The sequence below is a fragment of the Oligoflexia bacterium genome (assembly GCA_035326705.1).
Taxonomy (GTDB): Bacteria; Bdellovibrionota_G; JALEGL01; order JALEGL01; family JALEGL01; genus JALEGL01.
The window spans coordinates 43,356-66,147 of record DAOLES010000003.1 but is presented as its reverse complement, the minus strand read 5'-3'; the positions used below and the strand labels follow the sequence as shown (position 1 = coordinate 66,147).

Below are 22,792 nucleotides of genomic sequence, written 5' to 3'. Positions count from 1 at the left end.
TTGAAAGGTTTTAAAATGTTTAAAAAATATATGTTTGCTTTGATTATCTTCCTAGCAGTGGTTGCCCAAGCCCAGTATTTGACTCAGGGAAAAATGGAACTGGGTGCTTACGGAGGTTATGCGGTATTGGATTCTTTTAGTCAAACTGAACCTAATGATGCGGCTTTGTATGGTCTTCGTTTTGGAGTTTTTGCTTCAGATAAAACCAGTTTTGAACTGGCCTATCAGATGTTACCAACGGAGGCTCTAACAACATCCAAAGCCAAGTTAAATACATTGAACATCAACTATATGTATCATTTTTTTAGAAATATGCGTTTTACGCCTACATTAACTTTGGGTATGGGTTGGCTAAGAACCGATATTGATCCAACGATTAATCAAACAAATGATTTAGCGATTAATACCGGCTTAGGCTTTAAGATTTTCTTTAATGAAAATTGGGCATTCAGAGCAGATGCACGCTACGTTTACGCAGAAGTCGTCACTAAGCATCAACAAAATTATGAATTTACCGGGGGTATTTCTTATTTAACTGGTGGCCATAAAGATGTTGATAAGGATAAGGTAAGAGATAACGTTGACCAATGTTTAAAAACACCTTTAGGGGCAAAGGTTGATAAAAAAGGTTGTGGTATTGATAGTGATAAAGATGGCGTATTTGATGGTATAGATCAATGTCAAAAAACAGCTGAGGGCGTAAAAGTTGATACCAAAGGTTGTGGTATTGATAGTGATAAAGATGGTGTGTTTGATGGTATTGATAAATGTGAAAATTCACCTGCAGGCAGTAAAGTGAATGAAAAAGGCTGTCTTTTTGATGCAGATGAAGACGGTGTTGAAGATAAAAATGATGCCTGTCCTGATACTCCACAAGGTATTGCTGTAAACGAAAAGGGTTGCCCACGAGATTCTGACAAAGATGGTGTCTCTGATGTGGAAGATTTATGCCCTAACACAGTTCAGGGTGAATCAGTTGATATTAAAGGTTGTCCAAAAGTAGTAAAATCTAGAGGAGTGCTTAAAGGCGTTAACTTTAAGTCAGGAAGTTCAGAGCTTACCTTAAACTCAATGGTAATTTTAGAGGACATAGCCAAAGAACTTTTAGAATTTCCAAGGGTGCGGGTAGAAATACAAGGTCACACAGATAGTGTGGGTGCGGCAGAGTTTAATCAAAAGATATCTTATTCTCGGGCCCAGTCAGTGATGGCATTCTTGGTTAAAAAAGGTGTGCCACAAGATAGAATGGTTGCTAAAGGCTATGGTGAAAGCCAACCCTTGGCCAGCAACACCAGCGCTGAAGGTAGAGCTCAAAATAGAAGAGTTGAGTTAAAATGGGTTGATTAAAATCAATCAATAACAATTAACTCATTGATAAAGCTTAGATAACAAATAAAAGCTCTACTCTCTTTTTGAGAAATAGATAGCGTTTTGGCCAGCTTATCTTGATTATAAATGGTTTGTTCATCAACCAAGTGATGCAGATTTAAAATAATGCGTGGCCATAAGTAGAGCTTTTGCTTATGAATGCTGAAGTACTTTTCTGTGGAAAAATGACTAAAGTGTTTTAAGAACATATCATCATAGCCGTTGAGTATTGCAAAAATATTATTTTTAATTTCTAAGGTTTCATTGAGTGCTATCATCTCTTTAGGTAGTTTTTTAATAAAGTAGTAATTTAAATTAAACATATTGGCCAAATGATGAAAATTTTTTAATAAATATTGTTTCCATATATTAAACATTAATTCAGCTGAGATAATGTTTTTTCTAATTAAAAAATCCCGTAGATCAATAGGCGTTTCTAGGTTTAGATTTTGTTTTAAGATGATTTGTTTGGATTTATCAGAAATACTATTTGAATTGAGTATGATTTTTAATAAACGTTGTTTACTGTTGGTTTGTACGTGTAGTAAACTTCCATCTTTAAAGTAAAAAGATGCAAGAGTTTGATTGTTAAAGTTTGTCAGATTTAACATGCCAGAGTATTTCATTTCAATAGAAATTAAAATGATTTTAAGCAGAGGATGTTGGATTAAGGTTCCCTTGTTGGCAATGGGTAGGTTTTTGTTTAAGTTTAATTGACTTAAGGTTTGATCAACAAGAGATTGTAAGTGTTGGTGAGTGTTTTGATTGACTTCACAGTAAATAAAATAGTTCTTGCTATGAATATCCTTAACATGTTTTTTAACCAACACATTGAAATTACAGTTAAAATTTTGATCTTTTGTTCTTATGATAATATTGATTGTGGTTTTTTCTGGAATTTTTTGTTTGTTTAAAAATGTAAAATTTAGATTTGTAATTTGAGCATGGTAGAGGTTGATAAAGTCAAAAATATGGTCAAAAATGATGATGTGTGACGCTTGATCAGACTGAGCGTTAGAAATTTTATCTTGGCTAGAAAAAATGTCTGCACAATTGGCAAAAATAGGAAATGGGTTTTTGTGGTCATTGAGTTCAAGTCCCATTCCACGCAGATAACTTTTATCACTTTTTAAGTTAATTTCTGATTGTGAACGAACAACTTTATAATGTGTTTTGTGTAAGTAGCCATTGTGTTTAAAAAATACAGTTACGTCTGTATTTTTTTTTAAAAGAGTCTCAGAATTTAAAAAAATACCTGATTGAGAAAAATTTGTTATGACACCAGGTCGTTTTTTTCCATAGGCATAAAAATATGCAGGAATTGAACTGTTAAAGCGCTTACTTTTTCTTAAAACGGTCAAAATGCTTATGAGCCTATATAAAAATAATCATTAAGGTCTTAAAAAATAATTTTCAGGTGCATAGGGTTCAGCTTTTCTTATAAATAGCCTTTTATTTGCGTCTAGATTTAAAAGAACTTGAAACAGGTCACCTAAAAGTGCTCTTGAAGCATAATAGCTATGGCCTAAATAGTCTAAATTTTGTAATTGTTCATGCAATAAAGAAACATTAATAACGTCTGTGTTTTCAAGATTAAAGCAATGTCCTAGACGTTGATCCTCATTGTAAAGTTGAGAAGCTGTGATGGCATAATCTTTATGTGAACAGTAGACGGTGGTTCTATCAAAAAATTTTTGAATGTTTTTGAAGTATAAAACAGCTTTTTGAGTAGCAATATCTGGCGCATGAAAAACTCCTTCAGCAAAAATAGGGGTTTGTTGAGCAATATCAGGATTTTTTTGTAAGTAACTGACCAAGCCTGGTAAGAAAACTTGGTGTCCCATAGAGTGAACCAAAATATGGGCTTTGTGTTTGGATTGTACCAAAACATCAACCATAGTATGAATCAAGGCATATGATTTTAGAGTATTATTTTTATTCTCAGCGTAAGTTTTATGAATCATATAGCTACTACCATTAGCGCCAGCTGGCCAAGATACAAGAACAATTTCACCTTTAAATTTTAGATCATATTTGATTTGTGCGGCTCTTAACACAGCTTGTTCAAAAGGAACATTAAAGCCATGAATAAAGACTAGAATATCATTTTGAAAACTACTGAGCATTGAGCTAAGCTCGCTTTCTTGCATTGAGTTTTGTTGTAAAAACTTATAGTTCTGATGTGAGCTTGCTCTTGGGTTTTGTGAAAAAGTGATATCTCCTACCAAGTGATTGGTAGGTACGCTAATGCGACACTGACCATAGTGAACGGTATTGTCGGCGTCGTTACCAAAAGTGTTGGGCCCACAATTGTTGTTTAAATTGCCTTGCTTTCTATTGGTCATATAGTAGACAGAAATAGCTTGGGTTTGGGAATAGTTGTCTTCAAGCAACTGATTGAGTTCACTTTTTATAGCATCATTGCCATAGTGGCGTTGAAAAATAGTGTGCTTTTGCGGTGCTTTACTTGCACATGCGTACAAACAAAGAGACAATACGAGAATTGTTAGTTTTATCAAAAATTGCTTTTCTCTAATCATGGGGGTTATTATTGCTCAGAGTAGGCAATTGATCAATATTTATTGTTTTATCTTAAGGACGGGCTTAAATAGGATTGATTTTTATGCTTTATATGGGTTGGGTGCTTAATGCTTAAAAAAGAAAATAAATATATATACTTACTTTTAGCAATTCCATTTTTTAGTTACATCTTTTTGTTAAATGCTCCAGGTTATTTTGATGATATTGCTCTTTTTCAAAACAATCATTGGTTATTGTCTGGACCAAAGCCATCATGGTTTCATGTTTTGTTTTTAGATGGTCAACAAAGTTTTGCCGGCTATAGGCCAGTTTTAATGCAAATATCACAATGGAATACGCAACTTTTAGGGGCTAATTTTTTTTCCTGGCGACTGATTAATCTTTTTGTACATATAAGCAATGGTATTTTGCTGTATTATCTTATTTGTTCTTTTAAAGTGAACCGCAAACATGCATTTTATATGGTGCTTATTTTTTTGTTGCATCCTATACAGAGTATTGCAGTACAATTTGTTTGGAAAAGAAGTACAAGTTTTGCGGTTTTTTTTATGTTTTTAGGTTTATGTGAGTATGCTTATTGTCGGTATCATAAGTATATATCAGCCCTTTTGCAGGGGACTTTATTTTTATTGGCATTTTTCTGTAAAGAAATAGCCATCATCTATCCAGCATTGTTGCTTAGCTATGCCCTGTTAAACCAAAAAAATTTAGAGAAAAATATAACCCGTCAACGCGTATTGTTTTTTCTTCTATTTGTATGTGCAGCAGGCTTACTGTGGTTTAGATTAGACTATATTCAAGGTTTGTTAGCTCCGAGCTTAGGAAAAATGACTCAAAATAGAGTGTTTAATAAAGACATTTATTTTTTAAGTTCAATGCGTTCAGTGTTTCATTATGTTGTTTGGTTTTTTAAGCCCAGACCATTTTTGATGAATGATCCTTTACCTGTGACCAAGCTGATCAATGGCTATACAATGTTTTATATCACACTTATCTTAAGCAGCTTTTTAGCATTATTAAAAAAAGATGTTTTACCTGTGGCAAAATTTTTTATTATTGGTTTTTGGCTTTCTATGCTTCCCCACACATCGTTTTACCCAATGTACAACATAGAGGATCAAATTAGAATGTATTTTGCTGTAGCATCTTTAGCAGTTTTAAGCTTATTAACAATTGATGTAGCTTTAAAAAAATGGAAAAGCAAAATATCTATAGAGTATATGCTTGTACCCTTTATTATTGTATTGATAGCATTAACCAGTTTGCAAAATATAAAATATTACAGTCCACAAATCATTTGGTCAGATATTGTAGAAGAGTATGACCAGAGTGACTTTGCCCATAGTGAGCTGGGAGATATTTATTTTAATCAAAAACAATATGCGCAATCAATTGAACATTACCAAAAATCTTTGTTAATCAGTACAAAACCCTATTACCGAGTTAAAATTGCAAGATCTGTTTGGTTTAAAGAAAACAATAAACAAGATGTTTATGAAGTGCTTAAGCCTTTAGATTATAAACAGCTCAATATTGAAGAGTTTAGTGATTTTTTAACTTTATTTATAATGATGGAAGATTATAAAAGAGCACAATGGCTATTGGGTCAAGTCATCCATGATTTTCAGAATAATGAAAGATTAGTGTATGCTGCTGGAAAGCTTTATTACGCACAAAAAGATTACCAAAAAGCAGATTTATTTTTTAAACAAGTTCTAAAAATCAACCCCCAAAATATGTTTGCTCAGCAGTACTTGCAACAAATTAAAAGTCAGCAAAGTTCACAGTAGAAGCAAATGTGAGTTAGTTTAAAACCATAAAAACATTACAACACAAATAATAAAAACAACTAAAACATAAGTCATGCTATTTTCAATTGATTCAAAGTAAAATAATTTCACTTGAGGTGTTGGTATTTTAGGAGGATAGAATAAACGTCTAGTTTTTGTAGAGTCTTTAGTGATGGTGGGGATTTTAAGTTTTGTAAAAATATCTATGGGGCTTTGCTTGGAGTAATAAGTAAGAACTTTTTTAAAGCCAAAAAATAGTGGCAGAGCACCCAAAAGCACTGTAATGTGGTGCAGGGCATAGCCAGAAAAAATAGCTCTATAGTCTTGTGGTGCGTTGACAGATGTATGGATGCTAAGAGACAAAAGTAACACTGCAAATAAACACTCAGTATATCGTGAAAGAGGCCACTTTTTTAATAGCTCTTTAAATTTAAATAAGTGCACGGGTTTTAAAACCAAAGCGTACAATGAAGCAACGGAAGTAAACACCAAGGCATAGTTCAACCAGGTGAAGGTTTTTTCTGTTGTTAGCCCATGATGAAACCAGCTCATAGCCATTGAAGCATAGCCTATGAAAGGGACACCTATCACTACTATAGAAAACACAATCCATAAAATACTATTAAGAGAAGAGAGTTTTTGTTGTTTGTTTTGTAATTCAAATAAACAGGTACTGTTTTCATCAGAGTTCTGATTTTTTATGATTGCGCAATAACCTAAATATGAAAAGCATGCGGTTAAAATTAAAAAAAGTGCTGCTTGTGTAGAAAAAGCAGTTCCAAGTCCAATAGAGCATACAATTAAACCCAGTAAAACAAGCGTTAGATAAGATAGTATTGCCTGTAAACTATTTTGAAGGGTTAAATAAACTGCTGCATATAGACTGGAAACAATTCCAATATAAATAAGATAAGGGTAACCAGAAAACAACTGTAGTAAAGCAAAGCTACTAAGCAAAGGTAAAGAGATATGAGAGAGTAAATTGCTGGTTGTACAAGATTTTTCTTGGGAGTTAAGAAACCAAAAATGGAACGGAAAAACAGCCGCCTGGATCAAAAATCCAAGTAAAATAAGATAACTGGGCAAGTCATAGCCCCACTTAAAATGCAGTAAAGTGTTATCATGAACAATTAAACTGCCAGCAATTAAGCAAGAAGCAGCCAAAACTTGCAACAGAATATAAGAAAAGGCAGCTTTTTGTGCTGCATAGGTATTGCGTGAAAAAATAAGCAAAGCAGAAAAAATTGCCACCAGTTCAAAATGTAAAATAAACTCTGTCCAGGTTGATGTGTTGAGTAATTCAAGAGCATAGTAGGCAACAAAGTAAGCTGCTAATGCCGCAAGTTTATTGAGCTGCTTAAAACTTATAAGAGAGGAAAAAAATAATGCGACAAGGAAAGCCAATTGAAAATAACTGTGTGGAGCAACAGCAGTGTAATTTAGTAGAATGAGTTGCTCAAGACCATCAGCGTGTTTAGCAACAACCGTTGCAACAAGTAATAAACAATTGACCAACCATAGCCATGAAAAATAGGGTTTTTTGACAAACAAACAAACAACAAAAAGCACCGGCAAATAGTGAATCAAATTATTCATGGTCAGTCCCTTCCATAGAGTTAGAAGATTGTTTTTTAAATGTTAAAAGGTTGTTTAGAATTAAAATAACAAGCATAGCACTTGAACCTAGAATAAATTGTTTAATCAAAATAATAGTAAATGGGCTCATGGCATTAAAACCTTTGCAAGTAGTTCTGGATGAAGCCCAAAGACCATGGCAATCAAAGTAGTGATTATGGGGGGAATGAGCATACCTAAAGCCAGCTTCACTCGCTTTGGACGTTCCTGGTCACTGCTGGTTTCAAATGATTTTAAAGTGATAGGAATTAAATAAAGCAGATTTAAAAAACCACTGATCAAAAAAACTGCTAGTAAATAAGGCTGGTGGGCTTCAATACTCCCATGTAATAAATTTTCTTTGCTGATAAAGCCAATCATTCCCGGTAAACCAGCCAAACCTAAAGAACATATAAAAAAACAAACACTGATCACTGGATAGGCATAACCATAGCCTTTGAGTTCATCAATGTAGTTTTTGCCTTCTTGACTTTGGAAGATGCCCGCAACCCAGAACAAAGTGATTTTTTGCAAGGCATGTGCAAAAAAGTGATAAAATGCACCCAAGATTGCCAAAGGTGAACCAATCAATGTGCCTAAAGTGATATAAGAAATTTGTCCAATGGTTGAGTAGGCCAAACGTTTTTTAATATGTTGATGGGTCATGGCAATAAGGGAAGCAAAAACAATGGTAACGGCTGCAAGACCAATAAGAACATAGTAATACGGTAATTGTGAAATTAAATCTGGTGATAGTAAGTTAATATTAAGTCTAAAAATTCCTAGAGCGCCAGCTTTTACAACGGCAACAGCATGTAATAATGCAGATACAGGTGTGGGTGCAATCATGGCAGAAGGCAACCAACCATGAAATGGCATCAAAGCCGTTTTAACGGAAAAACCTAAGAAAAGTAAGAGATAGCCAGCAACGAATACTTTATTAAAAACCAGAGAAGCATCAACGGAAGGACTGTTGCTAAAGGTTAAGTCGATGTATGGTGATAAAAAAAGCATACCCAGTAAAGCTGCTTGTCCACCCATTAGGGTGTAAGTTAAATACTTTCTTCCTGCTTTAAAGGCATCTTCTGAGCGTTTGTGAATAACCAAAGGATAAGTGACCAAGCTCAGTAATTCAAAGAAAATAAAAAAGCTAAACAAGTTTTTTGAGAAGCACATCCCAAAAAGGCTCATCAAAGATAGCGCAAAACAAATGTAAAAAGTTTTTAAGGGAGCATCAATATATTTTTTAAAATAAGGCTTTGCATAAAGTAAAGTCAGTGTCCATAAAAGGCTTGCTAATACTGCAAAGCTGAGTCCCAAACGATCAACAAAAAAACCCAGTGAAAAATTTTTTGAAAAAGTTAATAAAGTAACATCACTATTTTGGTAAAAGTGAAAATGGTAAAAAAGATACGCCAGTAAAGATGTGATGATGCTAGCAAAAACAGTATGCACACTATTCAACTGCTTACGCTCAAGAATTGTACTGATGGCTATGAGTGAAAAAAACAACAATAAAATGATCAACAGATGTATCATGGTCTATGCTCCGCATAATGATCGAATGATTTATAAACAATTAAAGGTTTATGATTTTCAAAATAATTGAGCCATTGTTTTTTTAAACTTGGGGTATAAGCGCTGATACCAACTAATATAAAAAGTAAACAAGAAAAAATTAGCTTCTTAGAAAAGCTTAACTTTTTATGGTTTTCTTGCTCGGGGTTTTCACTGGGTTCAAAACAAATCTGGATAAATTTAAAAATATAGTTGGCAGTTGCTAGGCTTGCAAAAACCAAGAGTACAAGAAGAATATAGTTGTGCTGTTCTAAAGCAGTTAAAACCAGATAAAATTTTGAAAAAAAACCAGGAAACGGAGGTAAGCCCACCATGGAGGCGCCACTAACAACGGTTAAGCCGGCAAGCCATCTTGATTGTTTTGATAAGGCTTTAAAGTCAGATAAGTTTTGATCCCTTGCTTGACTGATCGTTTGCTCACTGATGAGAAAAAATGCTGTTTTCATCAATGCATGAATTATTATATGAAAAAAAGCCGCAAAAAGAGCCAGGCTAGACTGTAAAGAAAAGCCTAAAAAGATTAAGCCAATTTGTGAAATGCTGGAATAAGCAAACATTTGTCTGGCGTCAGATGTTTTGTAGGCATGGTACGCTCCATAAAATACGCCCAATAAGGCAAGTACTTGAACAGTTGGCCAAAAAGTATGTGGAATAAGGTTGTGTGGGAAAACAATAAAAAATAATTTAAAGAAAATGATAATATTCATTTTGGTCATCAGAGATGAGATAAACGCAACCATATAGCTTGGAGCAAAAGTATAAACAGAAGGCATCCAAGTATGCATGGGAAAAAGAGCAGATTTAATGGCCAAACCTACAAAGAAACAAATAATAGAAATATGAATGATGCTAAGGTTTACATTCTCTGTTCTTAAAAAATGTGCGGTACTATCAATATTAAGATAACCCGTTTGGGAGTACAACAAACCTAAACCCAAGAGATAAAATGTTGCAGCACATACACCCAAGATTAAATATTTATAGACTGCCAATGCTGCTTTATTTCCGCCAATGGCCATGAGGGCATAGGCACTTAAAGCTGAGACTTCAATGAATACATAAATGTTAAACAAATCATTGCTAAACAATAAACCTAAAAAAGCGGTGCATAAAATTGAAAATAAACTAAAACTTAACTCTGACCAGCGTTGATAAGCAAACAGCGCAACAATAAAAGCAATAAAGTTAATCAGTATGGCCAAAGCAGCAAAAATAGGATTTACTTTAAAACTAATTCCTAGATGTGTTTCCCAGCCAGCAAAATGGTTGCTCACAAAACCATAGTCAAGACAGGTTTGTAATAACTTAAAAGATAGAAGTAAGTTTGCTAAATAAGCCCAAGAAAGAATACGAAAAATATTTGATTTTTTTAAAACACCTAAAACAGCTGAACCAAGAGCAACAATAAAAGGTATTGATAAAATAACAATGGGTAGTTGTGATTCCATATAGCTTAAGATTCCTTTTGTGCTTTTTCAATTAGTTCATGTTCATCCAAAGTGCCGTAAGCACCATGAATTCTAATCAGTAAGCTTAGTGCAAGACCTGTAGTAGCAACGCCCACTACAATAGCGGTAAGCATTAAAGCATGTGGAAGAGGGTTAATGATATGACTAATATCATGAATATGGTTACCAATTGGAGCTAGGCCACGGTTTTTATAAGCCATGGCAATAAAAAATAAAATGATGGATACTTGCATAATATTAAGAGCCATCAGTTTTTTCATTAGGTTTTTGCAAAATAAGACACCACTTAAACCTAAGCATAAAATTGCAAAAATCAGGAAGTATTGAGTCATGATGATGTGTCCATTGCTGCACGGGTTAATAATTCAAAAATTAAACATAAAGCGCTGGGCACAGTGAGTGTAACCCCTAACTCAATAAGTAAGCTTCCTAGCGCGCGGTGTTTCCCACTACCAAATGGAATACTATAATCTAAGAACGAAGAAGGCATGCTCAACGCTCCTATGGTAAAATAAATCAAAGTTCCTAATGCAGCGCCTAGTAAAAGTAAACGCAAGGGAATGGTAAAGCTTTGATCTGATCTTAAACACATTCTATTGAGCATGTAAGCAGCCGCTAAAATAGCTCCAGCTTGAAATCCGCCACCAGGGCCATAATGACCATGAAGAAAAACATAAAAAGCAAATACAATCATGGGTGGAGTGACTATCTTTGCTCCTAGGTGAAGTATATTACTTTCAAATGATTTCATTGTTGGTTATCCCTTCTAAAACCCAAAATCAATAAACAGGCCAAAGCCGATGTAAAAATAACAGCAGTTTCAAATAAGGTGTCCAAAGATCTATAATCAGCTAAGACGTCTGTCACAAGGTTAGGTCCACCGGTCTGTTCATAGCCATGTTCAATATAATGCGGTGAAACATGGTTTGAAGCTGGAGACTGAGGATCACCAAATTTTGGCAGTTGGTTGGCGGCATAACTTAATACCAAGAAGAAAGTGAGTAGAAGCACCATTTTACTTATTCTATTTATCTGAGCTGAGTAAGGTATACGATTCATGATTTTACCTCATCTTTTTTGGAGGTTTTAAATATGCCAGTGACAAAATAAATGGTTGTGATGGCAGCACCTATACATGCTTCTGTAAAGGCTACATCTAAAGCACCCATTAAGGTAAAGATGAGGGCAGAGAAAAAGCTAAACGCACCAAAAACGATAACGGCATTAAGTAAACTTGAGCCATACAAAGCAAAAGCTCCACACAAAAATAAAAAAATTAAAAATAAATCGAGTATAATATCAATATTCATCTGAGTTTCTCTTCATCGGTTAATTCCCAGGGTTTCAAACCAAATTTTAAAGCAGCCCTGGAGAGCGCATGAGTAAGTAATGGATTGGCAAAAAAGATAAATACAAGAATAAATAAAATTTTTAATGTATCTAGACTTAATCTGTTTTGTAAGGCAATCCCTATCAGCATTAAGGCAATCCCTAAAGTATCTGATTTACCAACGGCATGTAAGCGGGAATAAAAATCTGGGAAGCGTAAAACACCAATGATACCCAAAAGCGCAAAAAGAAACCCTATGAAAAAAAGTATTTTACCTAGGATAGCAATCATTTTACATCTTCCTTTTCTTTTGCAGTATCTGTTTCTTGCTTATCTTGCATAAACTTAGCTAAAACCAGAGGCCCAATAAAACCTAAAATGGCATAGCTTAAAGCAATATCAATATAATAAGTTAATTGCTGGGTTATAAGCCCAATCAATAAAAGAATAACCAGAGTTTTAGTGGCTATGAGTCCTATTCCGGTTAATCGGTCAAATAAAGTAGGGCCTGTGAAAACTCTATAAAGAGAAAGAGCCATAACAGCGCATAAAACATAAAGCATAATTTGAAAAAAACTCATGCCAGCCTCTTTTCTGAACCAGAGACAGCAAAAAGTTGTTCTACTCTTTCTTGCATTTCACCTTGTAAGCCTTGGGGTAAAAGGCTATTGACAGCATCGTTGGTCAGTGCATGAATAACAAATGTATCATTCTCAATGTCAAGGGTAATGGTTCCTGGGGTAAGTGTAATAGAGTTGGCTAAGGTTAATTGCGCAAAGACATGAGGAAGCGACTGATCAAATTTTATAACACGCGGATTGATAGGCATGATTGGCTTTAAAATAACGGGGATCATTTTAAGGTTAGAGTCTACCACTTGCCAAATTAACCATAGACAATAACGGACAAAAGCAAAGCTTTTAATCAGAGAGAAAGGTACTCGCTGTGATTTTGGAAAGATGTATTTAAGGGTTATAAAGCTAACAATAGCAGAAAGAATAAAACCTTCAGATACATGCAATAAGTCAAATTTTTGTGAGAGCGTCAGCCAAAAACCAAACAATGTTAAAAAGGTAAACACGTGTGCTACATAATGGAAGTGAAAAAAAAGATAAAGTCTAAAGCAATAATTTTAAAAGTTTTTTTTCTAAAAAAAACAATAGCTTAAACCTTTAAATGATTAAATATTTTTATATAACTATCTTTTAAGACCAGAGATTTACCGATAAAACAAATCAAGCTAGCATTTGACAGAATAAGATTCAGTTAATATAGCTATAATAATAACAATCAAGTGTTATGCCCTAATTTAATGTATTATCAAGGAGAAGGAAAATGAGTGAAAAAAGAGACGCAATGATTCAAAAGTTTGCAGTAGATCTAAAAGAAAAATGTGGCATTACCCCAGATATGGATTTACTTGAAAAAGTTACTATTGGCTGCGGTCCTTCTATTTATAATGCTGATGCAGCAACCGTATCTTCTTCTGATACTACTGAGATTCAAACTGTAAAAAGCAACTTTCTTATCAATAAATTAGGTCTAACAGATGGTCCAGAATTAGACCAAGCAATTGAAACCGTTATGAACACGTATGGACAGTCTAATAAAAATAAATATCGTCCAGTGGTTTATTATATGTTAACCAAACATTTTAATAAAGAATCTATTTATTCATAAACCAAACTGAATAGGTTTTTAAAAAAAAGGGGGGCAAGTAAAAGCCCCCTTTTTTTATGAAGTGTGATAGGAATGAGGAGATAAAAATGCTTAATAATGGCAAATGTACACCTGCTGCACCAAGATTAAATAAACAAGATATTGATCAATACTTTTTAGAGCTTGATTCATGGGCAATATCCTTTGATCACTCCTGTATTGAAAAAGAATTTAGTTTTGCTAATTTTCGCCAAGCATTAAATTTTGTCAATCAAGTAGCAGCTATAGCTGAAGAAGAGAACCACCACCCTGATATTTATCTTTCTTGGGGGAAAGTCCTGCTCATGCTGTCCACTCATGATAGAGGTGGTTTGAGTATGAATGATTTTGTCATTGCTGCAAAAATAGATCGACTCATTTAAAAAATAGTGCAGCTAAAGTTGGTTTTAAACCCTGGAAAAGTAAGTTTTTTGTTTGGCTTAGGCCACAGCAAGTATTTTTATTGAAAATAAGGGTTTTCACCTGAGGCATGATCAGTGACGTCAACTACTTCTAAAATTTCAGGAGCTATTTCTCTGATACGTTTTTCTATGCCATGCTTGAGTGTAGCTGTAGAGCTTGAGCAGCCTTGGCAACCGCCACTGAGTTTAACAAATGCTTTTAGGTCTTTAATTTCTATTAACTCTACTTTTCCACCATGCGATGCCAAAGCCGGATTAATTTCATGCTCAAAAACCTGTTGAATTTTTGTTTCACTGCTTTGATCGGGATCAATATGTGGTCTGTTGGGATTATCAACTTTAAAACCTGAACCAGAAACGCTTTCTACCCAGTCAACAGTGGCTCCATTAAGTTTTTCAACAAGCTTCTTTTCAAGAACAACTTTAAATTTTTCTAATTCAAGCGTAACATCATGATCACTGAGTTTAGATTGTTCATCTAAAAAAAACTGATAATTGTAACCTGATGCATTGGCGCTGGGGATGGTTACGCGCAACAAAGTATTTTCTGGCTCAGCTCTTTTTTCAATAAAGGCCAAAATTTTTTCTGTTGCTTTGTCGGTAAATTCTATATTTAAAGTATTCATAATATTTTTATTTCTTAGTAGGTACATCTTAGGCACCTTACAGGTTTTGTCTATAGGGATACCCAAAGTAATCCCTATAATCATGGGTTTATTCTTGGCTAAAGAAAGCCTTGCTAAACCAGCGGTTGTTTTTAACAATATTACGCATCTCAATTTCTTTAGGGCAGACCGCTTCACACTCTTGTGTATTGGTGCAGGCACCAAAGCCTTCTTTATCCATCTGCGCAATCATGTTCAAGGTTCTGGTATTAGCTTCTATTTTACCTTGTGGCAAGCTGTTTAAATGGTTGATTTTTGCAGATACAAACAGTTGAGCACTGGCATTTTTACAGGCGGCCACACAAGCACCACAACCAATGCAAGCAGCTGTATTAAAAGCATCATCAGCAACACTTTTTTTAATAGGAATGGCATTGCCATCGGGGGTACCCCCAGTTGAAACACCAATGTAACCACCCGCTTGGATAATTCTGTCAAAAGCACTGCGATCAACCATTAAGTCTTTAACCACAGGAAAGGCTCGTGCTCGCCAAGGTTCAATAACAATGGTGTCGCCATCATTAAATGAACGCATATGCAGTTGACATGCGGTGGTTGCTTTTTTAGGACCATGGGCAATGCCATTAATCATAAGTGAGCATGACCCACAAATACCTTCTCGGCAGTCATGATCAAAAACAATGGGTTCTTTCCCTTGTTCTTCTAAACCTTCATTAATTACATCCAGCATTTCCAAAAATGAGCTATCTTCACTGATATCCTTAGCTTCAATCTCTTGAAAATAGCCTTTGCTTTGGGCATTTTTTTGGCGCCAAACTTTAAGTAAGAGTTTCATTATTTGTAGCTCCTTTGGGTTGGTTTAACGTAATCAAATGTTAAATTTTCTTTATGCAAGGTTGGCTGTTGACCAACACCTTTAAATTCCCAAACAGAAGAGTAAGCATAATTATCATCATCTCTTTTTGCTTCTCCATCTTCGGTTTGACTTTCTTCTCTGAAATGACCGCCGCAAGATTCTCGTCTATCTAAGGCATCATGAACCATCAGTTCAGCAAATTCTAAAAAGTCAGCTACCCGTCCGGCTTTTTCAAGGTTTTGATTGAGTTCTTCACCAGTACCGGTCACAGCAGCTTCTTTCCAAAAACGCTCGCGTATATCTACAATTTTCTTTAAGGCACCTTTAAGACCGTCTTCATTTCTGCTCATTCCACAATAATCCCACATGACCCGGCCAAGTTCTCTGTGGAAGCTATCAACAGAAGTAGAGCCTTTGATATTGAGGAGTTTATTGATTTTATCATTCAACTCTTTTTCTACAGCCTTGGCTTCTGGTGCATCTTCAGCCAAACGTTGTTTGGGGTCTACCTTGGCTAAATAATTACCAATGGTATACGGCAGAACAAAATAGCCATCTGATAGGCCTTGCATCAAAGCACTGGCTCCAAGTCTATTGGCACCATGGTCAGAGAAGTTTGCTTCTCCAATGACAAACAAACCTGGAATATTGCTCATCAGGTTGTAATCCACCCACAAGCCGCCCATGGTGTAGTGGGGGGCTGGAAAAATCCGCATGGGTCTTTCATAAGGGTTTTCACCGGTAATTTGTTGGTACATGTCAAAAAGGTTGCCGTAACGAGCAGAGATAGCATCTTTGCCCAAGCGTTTAATGGCATCAGAGAAATCAAGGTAAACGCCTAAGCCGCTTTTACCCACACCATAACCAGCATCACAACGCTCTTTGGCAGCACGAGAAGCCACATCTCTAGGGACCAAGTTACCAAAAGCCGGGTATCTGCGTTCTAAATAATAATCTCTTTCACTTTCTGGAATTTCATTGGCGGGTCGGGTATCGCCTTTTTGCTTGGGTACCCATATTCTACCATCATTGCGCAAAGACTCACTCATCAAGGTTAATTTGGATTGGTGTTCACCGGCAACTGGAATACAGGTTGGGTGAATTTGTGTAAAACAAGGGTTAGCAAAAAAGGCACCTTTTTTGTGTGCTCGCCAAGTAGCGGTCACGTTACAGCCCATGGCATTGGTGCTTAAATAATAGACATTGCTGTAACCACCCGTGGCTAATACAACAGCATCTGCCGTGTGCGAAGAGATTTTACCCGATACCATATCTCTAACCACAATCCCTTTGGCTTGGCCGTCTTTGATAATGATATCTAGCATTTCTGTACGAGGAAACATACGCACTTTGCCAGTTGCGACCTCTTTGGATAAAGCTTGGTAAGCGCCTAATAACAATTGTTGGCCAGTTTGCCCGCGGGCATAAAAAGTCCTAGAAACTTGAGCACCTCCAAAAGACCGGTTGTCTAAATAGCCGCTGTAATCTCTGGCAAATGGAACGCCTTGCGCAACACATTGGTCAATGATTTTAACGCTGTTTTCTGCAAGGCGGTAAACATTGGATTCACGAGCTCGGTAATCACCGCCTTTAACAGTGTCATAAAATAAGCGGTATATGCTGTCACCATCGTTGGGATAGTTTTTGGCAGCGTTGATACCTCCTTGAGCGGCAATAGAATGGGCCCTTCTGGCAGAATCTTGATAACAAAAAGCTTTTACATTGTAACCCATCTCAGCCATACTGGCCGCAGCAGAAGCACCGGCCAAGCCGGTTCCAACAATGATGACTTCATATTTGCGTTTGTTGGCAGGGTTAACCAACTTCATATTAAACTTATGGGTTTCCCACTGTTTTTCAATTGGGCCTTGTGGACAGTTTGATTGTAATGCCATTGTTTATGCTCCTTTAACTAAAAATAAATCGTTCATGAAATACAGCCTAAAATAACGGCAATGGGAATAGAGGCAAAGCCGATAGATACAATGAAGGCAAGAAGAATGCCGCCCGCTTTAGCAAAATTTAAATAAAAAGGATGACTTAAACCCAAAGTCTTAACCGTACTTTGAATGCCGTGGTGTAAATGCAAACCTAAAAAGAAAACTGCTGCCAAGTATAGAGCTACAATTAAAGGTTGTTGAAAACTTCTAATCATGCTGCCATACAAATCATGGTGGTCCAAAAGGCTGCTGTGCACCATACCCAAGGTAAAGTGTCCAAGGTGGTATATAATATAGAAGAGTAAAAAAACACCGCCATAAATCATGGTTCGTGAAGCAAAGCTGGCTTTGGTTGGAGTATTTTTTAAGTAGCCCACAGGACGAGCCGCTTTGTTTTGTTTGGTTAAAGCAATGGTTGTTATAATGTGAAGAATAACCATTTTTAACATTACTATACGAACAAGCCATAAAAGAACAATGTTTTGCTTTAGCAGTGCAGCATATTGATTAATCATGGTTTCTTCAGGGCTTGAACCTGGGCCTGCAAAAATTTGTAGGTTACCCAGCATATGCCCCACCAGCCAAAGCACCATAACAATACCCGTAATAGCAACCACCCATTTTTTACCAACAGATGATTGATAAAATTTCCATAAGCGACAATGTAATAATCCTAGGTTCTTCATCATGCCCTCTTATTACCTAAGTTATTAAAAAAGAAAAGTGAATCTTGGTTATGCTAATAATTTATAAGGCATGCGATCTTTTTTTGATATTTATGATGCAAAATGACAAATAATGCCTTGCATTATTAAAACTATTTTGTTATGGAATCTGAATATTTTTAGTTTAATGAGGTGATACAGTGAAAATGAATAGCTCAAAATCTTTTGGAAAACAGTTAATATTCAGTAGTTTAAAGCATTATACTGTGATGCTAATGTGTTGTTTGTTTATGGCGCAATGTGCAAATACCAAGCCGGCCCCTAAAAAAGAAGGTGGGGGTAAGGCTATTATTCCCAAAATCAATAAAGTCGTCGCTGCACCAAAAGAAGCAATGACCTTGGTCAGTGCAAAAGCCACGGGTTATAGAACTATAGAAATTGAATTGAGTCATGAGCTCACGCAGGAACAAGCAGCTAACTTTGCGGCGTATAAAATTCAAGCAGAAAAAAATGATAATCCAGGTGTAAAAGATCTTAAGGTTATTGCTGTTAAAGTCAGTGCACCTAAAAAATTAGAGTTAACATTAAGCAAGCGCCTATTGTCTATGAAATATACCCTGACAATCACCAATTTAGAAAGCGATACGGCCATCCTAGAACAAGGAAGTCAAGAAATCATCCCCAGTGGCTCACGTATGGTTTTTGTCAGTGAAGCTGTAGCAGACGGCAATTTGAGAAATTTAATGTCACCTCCATCCACCTTACAAGGCTATGAAGTCCCAAATGTACTGTGCCAAGCTGAAGCTGATAAACATGGTTTGTTGGGTAAGTATACCGCCCTGTTTTTACACCCTAAATTAAAAGAAGAGCATGCGGATGACTATCAATTTCTTAATGCCATGACTGACTATGTTAGGGCGGATGGAGCTGGTCAAGCCAACATTGGTATGGTTAATTCTGAAGTACATTCTTCATTTTCTTTGCCTATTGATGTGATGGCCAATGGTCAATTGGTTCCTTATGTTTTTGATGGTGAAGAAGGAACGCAAGAAAGCTTTATTGCATTCACGGGTTTTAATTCTTCTTATCCTGATCTTGAAGACGACATGTGTGGGGATGATGAAATATGGAATACGCCGAATGAATATAGCGTTACTGGATCAATCTTAAGAAGTAAAGTTCCTCTGTTTGTGTTTGGTGCATTTGAAACTGCAAATTGTGAAGAGAAAGCAAGAATCATATGTCTTCAGTCTGCCTCAGCTGTTGAAAGCGATTCACTCGTTTGGAGTGCAGGAGAAGATGGCCAAAGCTATGCTGGAGATAATTATATGTTTGTAAGCTCAATTAATGTTGGTGCAAACATGGAACAGTCTTTGTCCGAACAAGGTTTAGATGCCAGCGTTTCAGGCTTAAAAGCAGCGGATGCCATTTGTTCTAATTTGGTAAAAAAAGCGGCAGAAGATACCACCAATAAGTTATCTAGCTCTGCAAGAGCCAGCTTTAAGAAAAACCACATGCATTACATTGCTGTTTTATCTGGCCAAGAAGATGATGAAGATAAGAATGCTAAAGATAGATTTGCGGCTGCGGCTTATGCTGCGGGTGCATATCACTTGCCTAATGGTGTGAAGTTGGTGGATGAGTTGAAAAACTTTTTTGATCCACAAACCGGACTTTTTGCCCCTGTGACAGTAACAGAACAAGGAGCATATGTAGCTTTGCAAAATAAACATCTTTCTGAAGAAGATGATGATTACGATGATATTCTTGAAGAAGTTGAGCGTGAGATATATCACAATTTAGTGTTTACCGGCAGTAACACTGCAGGTGAAATTTTAGAAGATGCAACGTGCGATTCTTGGACGTCATCTGAGGAAGATGCTGAAGTTAGTTTAGGTTTTGCGTTAGACAGTTATGTAAGACTTTCTTTTGAAGCAATGGAAGATTATAACAGTGAGGCTAATTTTTCTTCGCTTCCTGGCTGTTCAATGAAACTAAAGCTTTACTGTGCCTATAACAAGCCAGAGGCTTAATAAATTTTCATACTTGTGTTGAATCATAAAGTGGCCAAGAGCCACTTTATTTTTTTTATGCTTTTAAGGTATCGTGTTTCTCAGTTTGCGCTTCAGGCGTATTGGTTTTTGAGTTTGGACTTACACTGTGACAGCGCCGGCAGCGTGCTTCATAGCTGTCATGGCCACCTAGCATAACCCTTTGTTTATGATTGCTTAAACGTTGATTGCGGTTGGCAGGATTGCCACAGCGCATACAAATGGCAAGGTTCTTGGTGATGTATTCAGCAATGGCTAAAAGCTGAGGAATGGGTTCAAAAGGTTTGCCTTTATAGTCTTGATCAAGACCAGACACAATCACGCGTTTTCCTTCATCGGCTAAGGTCTGACAGGTCTCCACCAAAGACAAGCCAAAAAACTGTGCTTCATCAATGCCTACAACCTCATAGCCGCGTGATTTTTCAATGATATCTTGTGTGTTGCGAGCTACGATGGCTTCTATTTTTTGTTGACTGTGACTGATCACCAAACTTTCTGCATAACGATTATCAATTTCAGGTTTGAATAATATAACTCTTTGTCGGGCAATGTTGGCCCTGCGTATACGTCTGATCAGTTCCTCTGTTTTGCCAGAGAACATGCTGCCACAAATAACTTCTATCCATCCCGTTTGGTAATTAAGCATAAAAATTCTTATAAGATATAAGCCTGTTCTGCACAAGACTTAGTTTAATATGTTTATAAAAAAATTATACTGCGCGGCATTTAGTCGGTTGACTAGAGTTAAAAACTATGAAAATGGGGCAGGCATGATGAAAAACAATAGCAAAATTTTGTTTTTATCTTTTAGCCTGTTAGTGCTTCTGTTCAATGCATCGTGCAACACGCAAGCGCCCAAAAAAGAAATAAAGCTATCTCCAGTACAGTCTTACAAAACCTTTACCCAGTCTACCGGTGTTACCCAAGCTAACTCTGAGGATACAAGTCTCATAAAAGATCAAGCACAAGAACAACCTGTATGTGTATTCACCAATCCAGATTTAAACCTATGTGCAACAATGGAACTTCCTTCAACAGTGTATCTTGGTCAAGTTTATCCAGTTTCACTTCAATTTAAAAGCTTAGATAGAGGGGATGAAGTTACACTGGATAATGCAATCAATGCAAAAGTAGCTATTGCAGGGGTGGAACAAACATTTTTATTTTCTAAGCCTGAAGACGCTTCTAAAACATATGCTAGTCGTTTTATTTTTGATCAGACCGGAGATGCAAAAATAACAATATTCATCTCTGATGATGAAGCCATAGAACTTGCAGGTGAAGTTAATATTAATGTCAGTAAAGACAGTGAAGGGTATAAAACGGTTGAGCAAGGCTTGCCGGATAACATTAAGTTTTCTCAAGAAGGTATTGAGCTAAGCATCAATTGGCCAGAAGCCATTAAAACTAACAGCTTGCTGTCTGAGCAAGTCTATAAAATTGACCTTGAAGCCAATGATCAGTTTTCAGAAGAATACAAGATTGTATGGTTGGCTTTTATGCCAGAGATGGAGCATAAAATTTTGGATTTTTATATTAAGCGTGCGGAGGATAATGTTTCACAAATGCAGGCTACCTTGCAGATGATTATGCCTGGCCATTGGGTATACGGTGTTTTTCTGTATAAAAATGATCAGTGTATAGATAGCAAATTGTTTACCTACCAAGTCAAAGAAGACGCTTAGAATCAGACTGCAAAGGAGTAAAGCATAATGTTAAAATTGAATGGGCTTAAAATTGTTTTTTTGGTTTTAGTTGGTTTAGTAACACAGGTCTTAGCCCAAGGCTTGCCGTGTATGTTTTACTTTCCTCTTGATCAAGGCAATATTTGTTTAAATTTAAGACCAGATCCAGATGCGTTTAAACCCATATCTGCAAGTAAATCTATTCCGGTAGCAGACGTTAACCTGTACTTTTGGTTAGAAGATGAGCCTGAAAACTTTTTAGCAGAAGATGATTTGAATGCTCTTGGCTTTAGCCGAGTCAGTGTGTTGATGGATATGTCACATATGTTGAGCTTGGTTAAGCTGGGTGCATCCACGTGTCTCATCAGAAGAGCAAAAAAAATAGGCCAATGGTTGGAAGATGAAAATGGAAGAAATGCATATCAATTCTACAGTGCCGTTCAATCGGGTGTTTATTATGCACAAGTCAGTTTAGTGAGAGAAGACAATAGTTTTATTAATATGCAACGGCCTAAGCAGGTATATGATGAAACATTAGAAAACTTTAAAAATTACCTTGATAAGTATGATAAAAGCAAAGAGATAGATGTAAACTTTTTGCCTTTGGAAATCACCCATTACTTTGGTGTTGCGGCTACACAAGACCCTTTTTTTGTTGCACTTTACTTAAAGCCATAGTCTTGTAATTTTCTAACAATAAAAAAATCAAAAAAATACAAAAAACCTTTTGACACCATATACTTTGTAATGCTAGGTATATTTTTATGCCAAGTGGTATAGACAATTGGAAAACGCAAGTTAGAAAAGGTTACTTGGAGATGTGTATCTTGTTGGTCATACAAACCCATAAGAGCCTGTATGGATTTGACTTGATTGAAAAGCTGCATACCTTGGATTTAAATGTCAAAGAAGGAACCTTGTACCCTTTACTCAATAGAATGAGCAGTGAAGGTATACTTAAGACCCATTGGCAAACAGAAGGCAACAAAGGTCACCCAAGAAAGTTTTATGCTTTAACCGCAGAGGGTGAAGCGTTTTTGCAGATGATGCAAGAGGAGTTTGGCAGGATGGCCAAGGTATTTGAGCAGTTAAGCAAAGATCATGAATAATGTAGAGAGAGCTAAAGTGGAGTGGAAGAGAGCTCACTGTAGCGACTCTG

25 protein-coding genes are annotated in these 22,792 nt (G+C 36.2%); 8 read left to right on the top strand and 17 right to left on the bottom strand.

From position 1 onward, the window contains the following. Positions 1-15 precede the first annotated feature (15 nt). The gene (locus PKC21_05220) at positions 16-1,347 is read left to right on the top strand and encodes an OmpA family protein (GenBank protein ID HMR24737.1); all 1,332 of its coding nucleotides are present in this window, start codon (positions 16-18) and stop codon (positions 1,345-1,347) included. 2 nt (positions 1,348-1,349) lie between these two features. Here PKC21_05220 and PKC21_05215 read toward each other — a convergent pair whose 3' ends face one another. Then, complete coding sequence (locus PKC21_05215; GenBank protein HMR24736.1) at positions 1,350-2,729, bottom strand: PilZ domain-containing protein; 1,380 nt, start codon at positions 2,727-2,729, stop codon at positions 1,350-1,352. A 30-nt stretch (positions 2,730-2,759) separates the two neighbouring features. After that, positions 2,760-3,887, bottom strand: coding sequence for an alpha/beta hydrolase (locus tag PKC21_05210; protein HMR24735.1), 1,128 nt, complete (start codon positions 3,885-3,887; stop codon positions 2,760-2,762). A 129-nt stretch (positions 3,888-4,016) separates the two neighbouring features. Between PKC21_05210 and PKC21_05205 the strand changes: the two genes are divergently transcribed. Then, the gene (locus PKC21_05205) at positions 4,017-5,699 is read left to right on the top strand and encodes a tetratricopeptide repeat protein (GenBank protein ID HMR24734.1); all 1,683 of its coding nucleotides are present in this window, start codon (positions 4,017-4,019) and stop codon (positions 5,697-5,699) included. An 18-nt stretch (positions 5,700-5,717) separates the two neighbouring features. Here PKC21_05205 and PKC21_05200 read toward each other — a convergent pair whose 3' ends face one another. The 10 genes from PKC21_05200 to PKC21_05155 form a co-directional block, all read right to left on the bottom strand. Continuing rightward, positions 5,718-7,295: a proton-conducting transporter membrane subunit gene (locus PKC21_05200; GenBank protein ID HMR24733.1), complete on the bottom strand. Its 1,578-nt coding sequence runs from the start codon at positions 7,293-7,295 to the stop codon at positions 5,718-5,720. A gap of 126 nt (positions 7,296-7,421) precedes the next feature. Continuing rightward, complete coding sequence (locus PKC21_05195) at positions 7,422-8,852, bottom strand: proton-conducting transporter membrane subunit (protein HMR24732.1); 1,431 nt, start codon at positions 8,850-8,852, stop codon at positions 7,422-7,424. After that, positions 8,849-10,339 (bottom strand): proton-conducting transporter membrane subunit, encoded by a 1,491-nt coding sequence (locus tag PKC21_05190; GenBank protein HMR24731.1) that lies wholly within the window; start codon positions 10,337-10,339, stop codon positions 8,849-8,851. The genes PKC21_05195 and PKC21_05190 overlap by 4 nt, the downstream gene beginning before the upstream one ends. Before the next feature lie 5 nt (positions 10,340-10,344). Beyond that, a complete protein-coding gene (locus PKC21_05185) occupies positions 10,345-10,692 on the bottom strand; it encodes a cation:proton antiporter subunit C (protein HMR24730.1) in 348 nt (115 codons plus the stop codon). Continuing rightward, a complete protein-coding gene (locus tag PKC21_05180) occupies positions 10,689-11,111 on the bottom strand; it encodes an MnhB domain-containing protein (protein ID HMR24729.1) in 423 nt (140 codons plus the stop codon). The genes PKC21_05185 and PKC21_05180 overlap by 4 nt, the downstream gene beginning before the upstream one ends. Next, the gene (locus PKC21_05175) at positions 11,108-11,419 is read right to left on the bottom strand and encodes a hypothetical protein (protein ID HMR24728.1); all 312 of its coding nucleotides are present in this window, start codon (positions 11,417-11,419) and stop codon (positions 11,108-11,110) included. Before PKC21_05175 ends, PKC21_05180 begins: the two co-directional genes overlap by 4 nt. Further along, a complete protein-coding gene (locus tag PKC21_05170; protein ID HMR24727.1) occupies positions 11,416-11,670 on the bottom strand; it encodes a DUF4040 domain-containing protein in 255 nt (84 codons plus the stop codon). Before PKC21_05170 ends, PKC21_05175 begins: the two co-directional genes overlap by 4 nt. Next, the gene (gene mnhG / locus PKC21_05165; protein ID HMR24726.1) at positions 11,667-11,981 is read right to left on the bottom strand and encodes a monovalent cation/H(+) antiporter subunit G; all 315 of its coding nucleotides are present in this window, start codon (positions 11,979-11,981) and stop codon (positions 11,667-11,669) included. Before mnhG ends, PKC21_05170 begins: the two co-directional genes overlap by 4 nt. Beyond that, a complete protein-coding gene (locus PKC21_05160; GenBank protein HMR24725.1) occupies positions 11,978-12,271 on the bottom strand; it encodes a monovalent cation/H+ antiporter complex subunit F in 294 nt (97 codons plus the stop codon). The genes mnhG and PKC21_05160 overlap by 4 nt, the downstream gene beginning before the upstream one ends. Next, on the bottom strand, positions 12,268-12,771 hold the full coding sequence (locus PKC21_05155; protein HMR24724.1) for a Na+/H+ antiporter subunit E: 504 nt from the start codon (positions 12,769-12,771) through the stop codon (positions 12,268-12,270). The genes PKC21_05160 and PKC21_05155 overlap by 4 nt, the downstream gene beginning before the upstream one ends. Positions 12,772-13,025: 254 nt before the next feature. Here PKC21_05155 and PKC21_05150 point away from each other — a divergent pair, with 254 nt between their 5' ends. Then, on the top strand, positions 13,026-13,370 hold the full coding sequence (locus tag PKC21_05150) for a DUF2853 family protein (GenBank protein ID HMR24723.1): 345 nt from the start codon (positions 13,026-13,028) through the stop codon (positions 13,368-13,370). Positions 13,371-13,456: 86 nt separating this feature from the next. Then, complete coding sequence (locus PKC21_05145; protein ID HMR24722.1) at positions 13,457-13,771, top strand: 4a-hydroxytetrahydrobiopterin dehydratase; 315 nt, start codon at positions 13,457-13,459, stop codon at positions 13,769-13,771. A gap of 77 nt (positions 13,772-13,848) precedes the next feature. On the opposite strand, the gene PKC21_05140 is transcribed toward PKC21_05145, so the two are convergent. From PKC21_05140 to PKC21_05125, 4 genes are read right to left on the bottom strand one after another with little or no spacing between them, the layout of a single operon-like run. Continuing rightward, positions 13,849-14,520: an iron-sulfur cluster assembly accessory protein gene (locus tag PKC21_05140; protein ID HMR24721.1), complete on the bottom strand. Its 672-nt coding sequence runs from the start codon at positions 14,518-14,520 to the stop codon at positions 13,849-13,851. Between the two features lie 4 nt (positions 14,521-14,524). After that, positions 14,525-15,271, bottom strand: coding sequence for a succinate dehydrogenase/fumarate reductase iron-sulfur subunit (locus tag PKC21_05135; protein HMR24720.1), 747 nt, complete (start codon positions 15,269-15,271; stop codon positions 14,525-14,527). Further along, the gene (locus PKC21_05130) at positions 15,271-17,187 is read right to left on the bottom strand and encodes a fumarate reductase/succinate dehydrogenase flavoprotein subunit (protein ID HMR24719.1); all 1,917 of its coding nucleotides are present in this window, start codon (positions 17,185-17,187) and stop codon (positions 15,271-15,273) included. The genes PKC21_05135 and PKC21_05130 overlap by 1 nt, the downstream gene beginning before the upstream one ends. 32 nt (positions 17,188-17,219) lie before the next feature. Next, positions 17,220-17,921, bottom strand: coding sequence for a succinate dehydrogenase cytochrome b subunit (locus PKC21_05125; protein ID HMR24718.1), 702 nt, complete (start codon positions 17,919-17,921; stop codon positions 17,220-17,222). A gap of 182 nt (positions 17,922-18,103) precedes the next feature. On the opposite strand from PKC21_05125, the gene PKC21_05120 reads away from it, so the two are divergent. Further along, positions 18,104-19,930, top strand: coding sequence for a hypothetical protein (locus tag PKC21_05120; protein HMR24717.1), 1,827 nt, complete (start codon positions 18,104-18,106; stop codon positions 19,928-19,930). A gap of 55 nt (positions 19,931-19,985) precedes the next feature. Here PKC21_05120 and PKC21_05115 read toward each other — a convergent pair whose 3' ends face one another. Beyond that, a complete protein-coding gene (locus PKC21_05115) occupies positions 19,986-20,594 on the bottom strand; it encodes a thymidine kinase (protein ID HMR24716.1) in 609 nt (202 codons plus the stop codon). Between the two features lie 124 nt (positions 20,595-20,718). On the opposite strand from PKC21_05115, the gene PKC21_05110 reads away from it, so the two are divergent. The 3 genes from PKC21_05110 to PKC21_05100 all read left to right on the top strand — a co-directional run bounded on the left by PKC21_05110 (position 20,719) and on the right by PKC21_05100 (position 22,742). Next, positions 20,719-21,633, top strand: a complete 915-nt coding sequence (locus tag PKC21_05110) for a hypothetical protein (GenBank protein ID HMR24715.1) — start codon at positions 20,719-20,721, stop codon at positions 21,631-21,633. A 27-nt stretch (positions 21,634-21,660) separates the two neighbouring features. Next, positions 21,661-22,311: a hypothetical protein gene (locus PKC21_05105; GenBank protein ID HMR24714.1), complete on the top strand. Its 651-nt coding sequence runs from the start codon at positions 21,661-21,663 to the stop codon at positions 22,309-22,311. An 86-nt stretch (positions 22,312-22,397) separates the two neighbouring features. Next, a complete protein-coding gene (locus PKC21_05100; protein ID HMR24713.1) occupies positions 22,398-22,742 on the top strand; it encodes a PadR family transcriptional regulator in 345 nt (114 codons plus the stop codon). Positions 22,743-22,792: the final 50 nt, after the last annotated feature.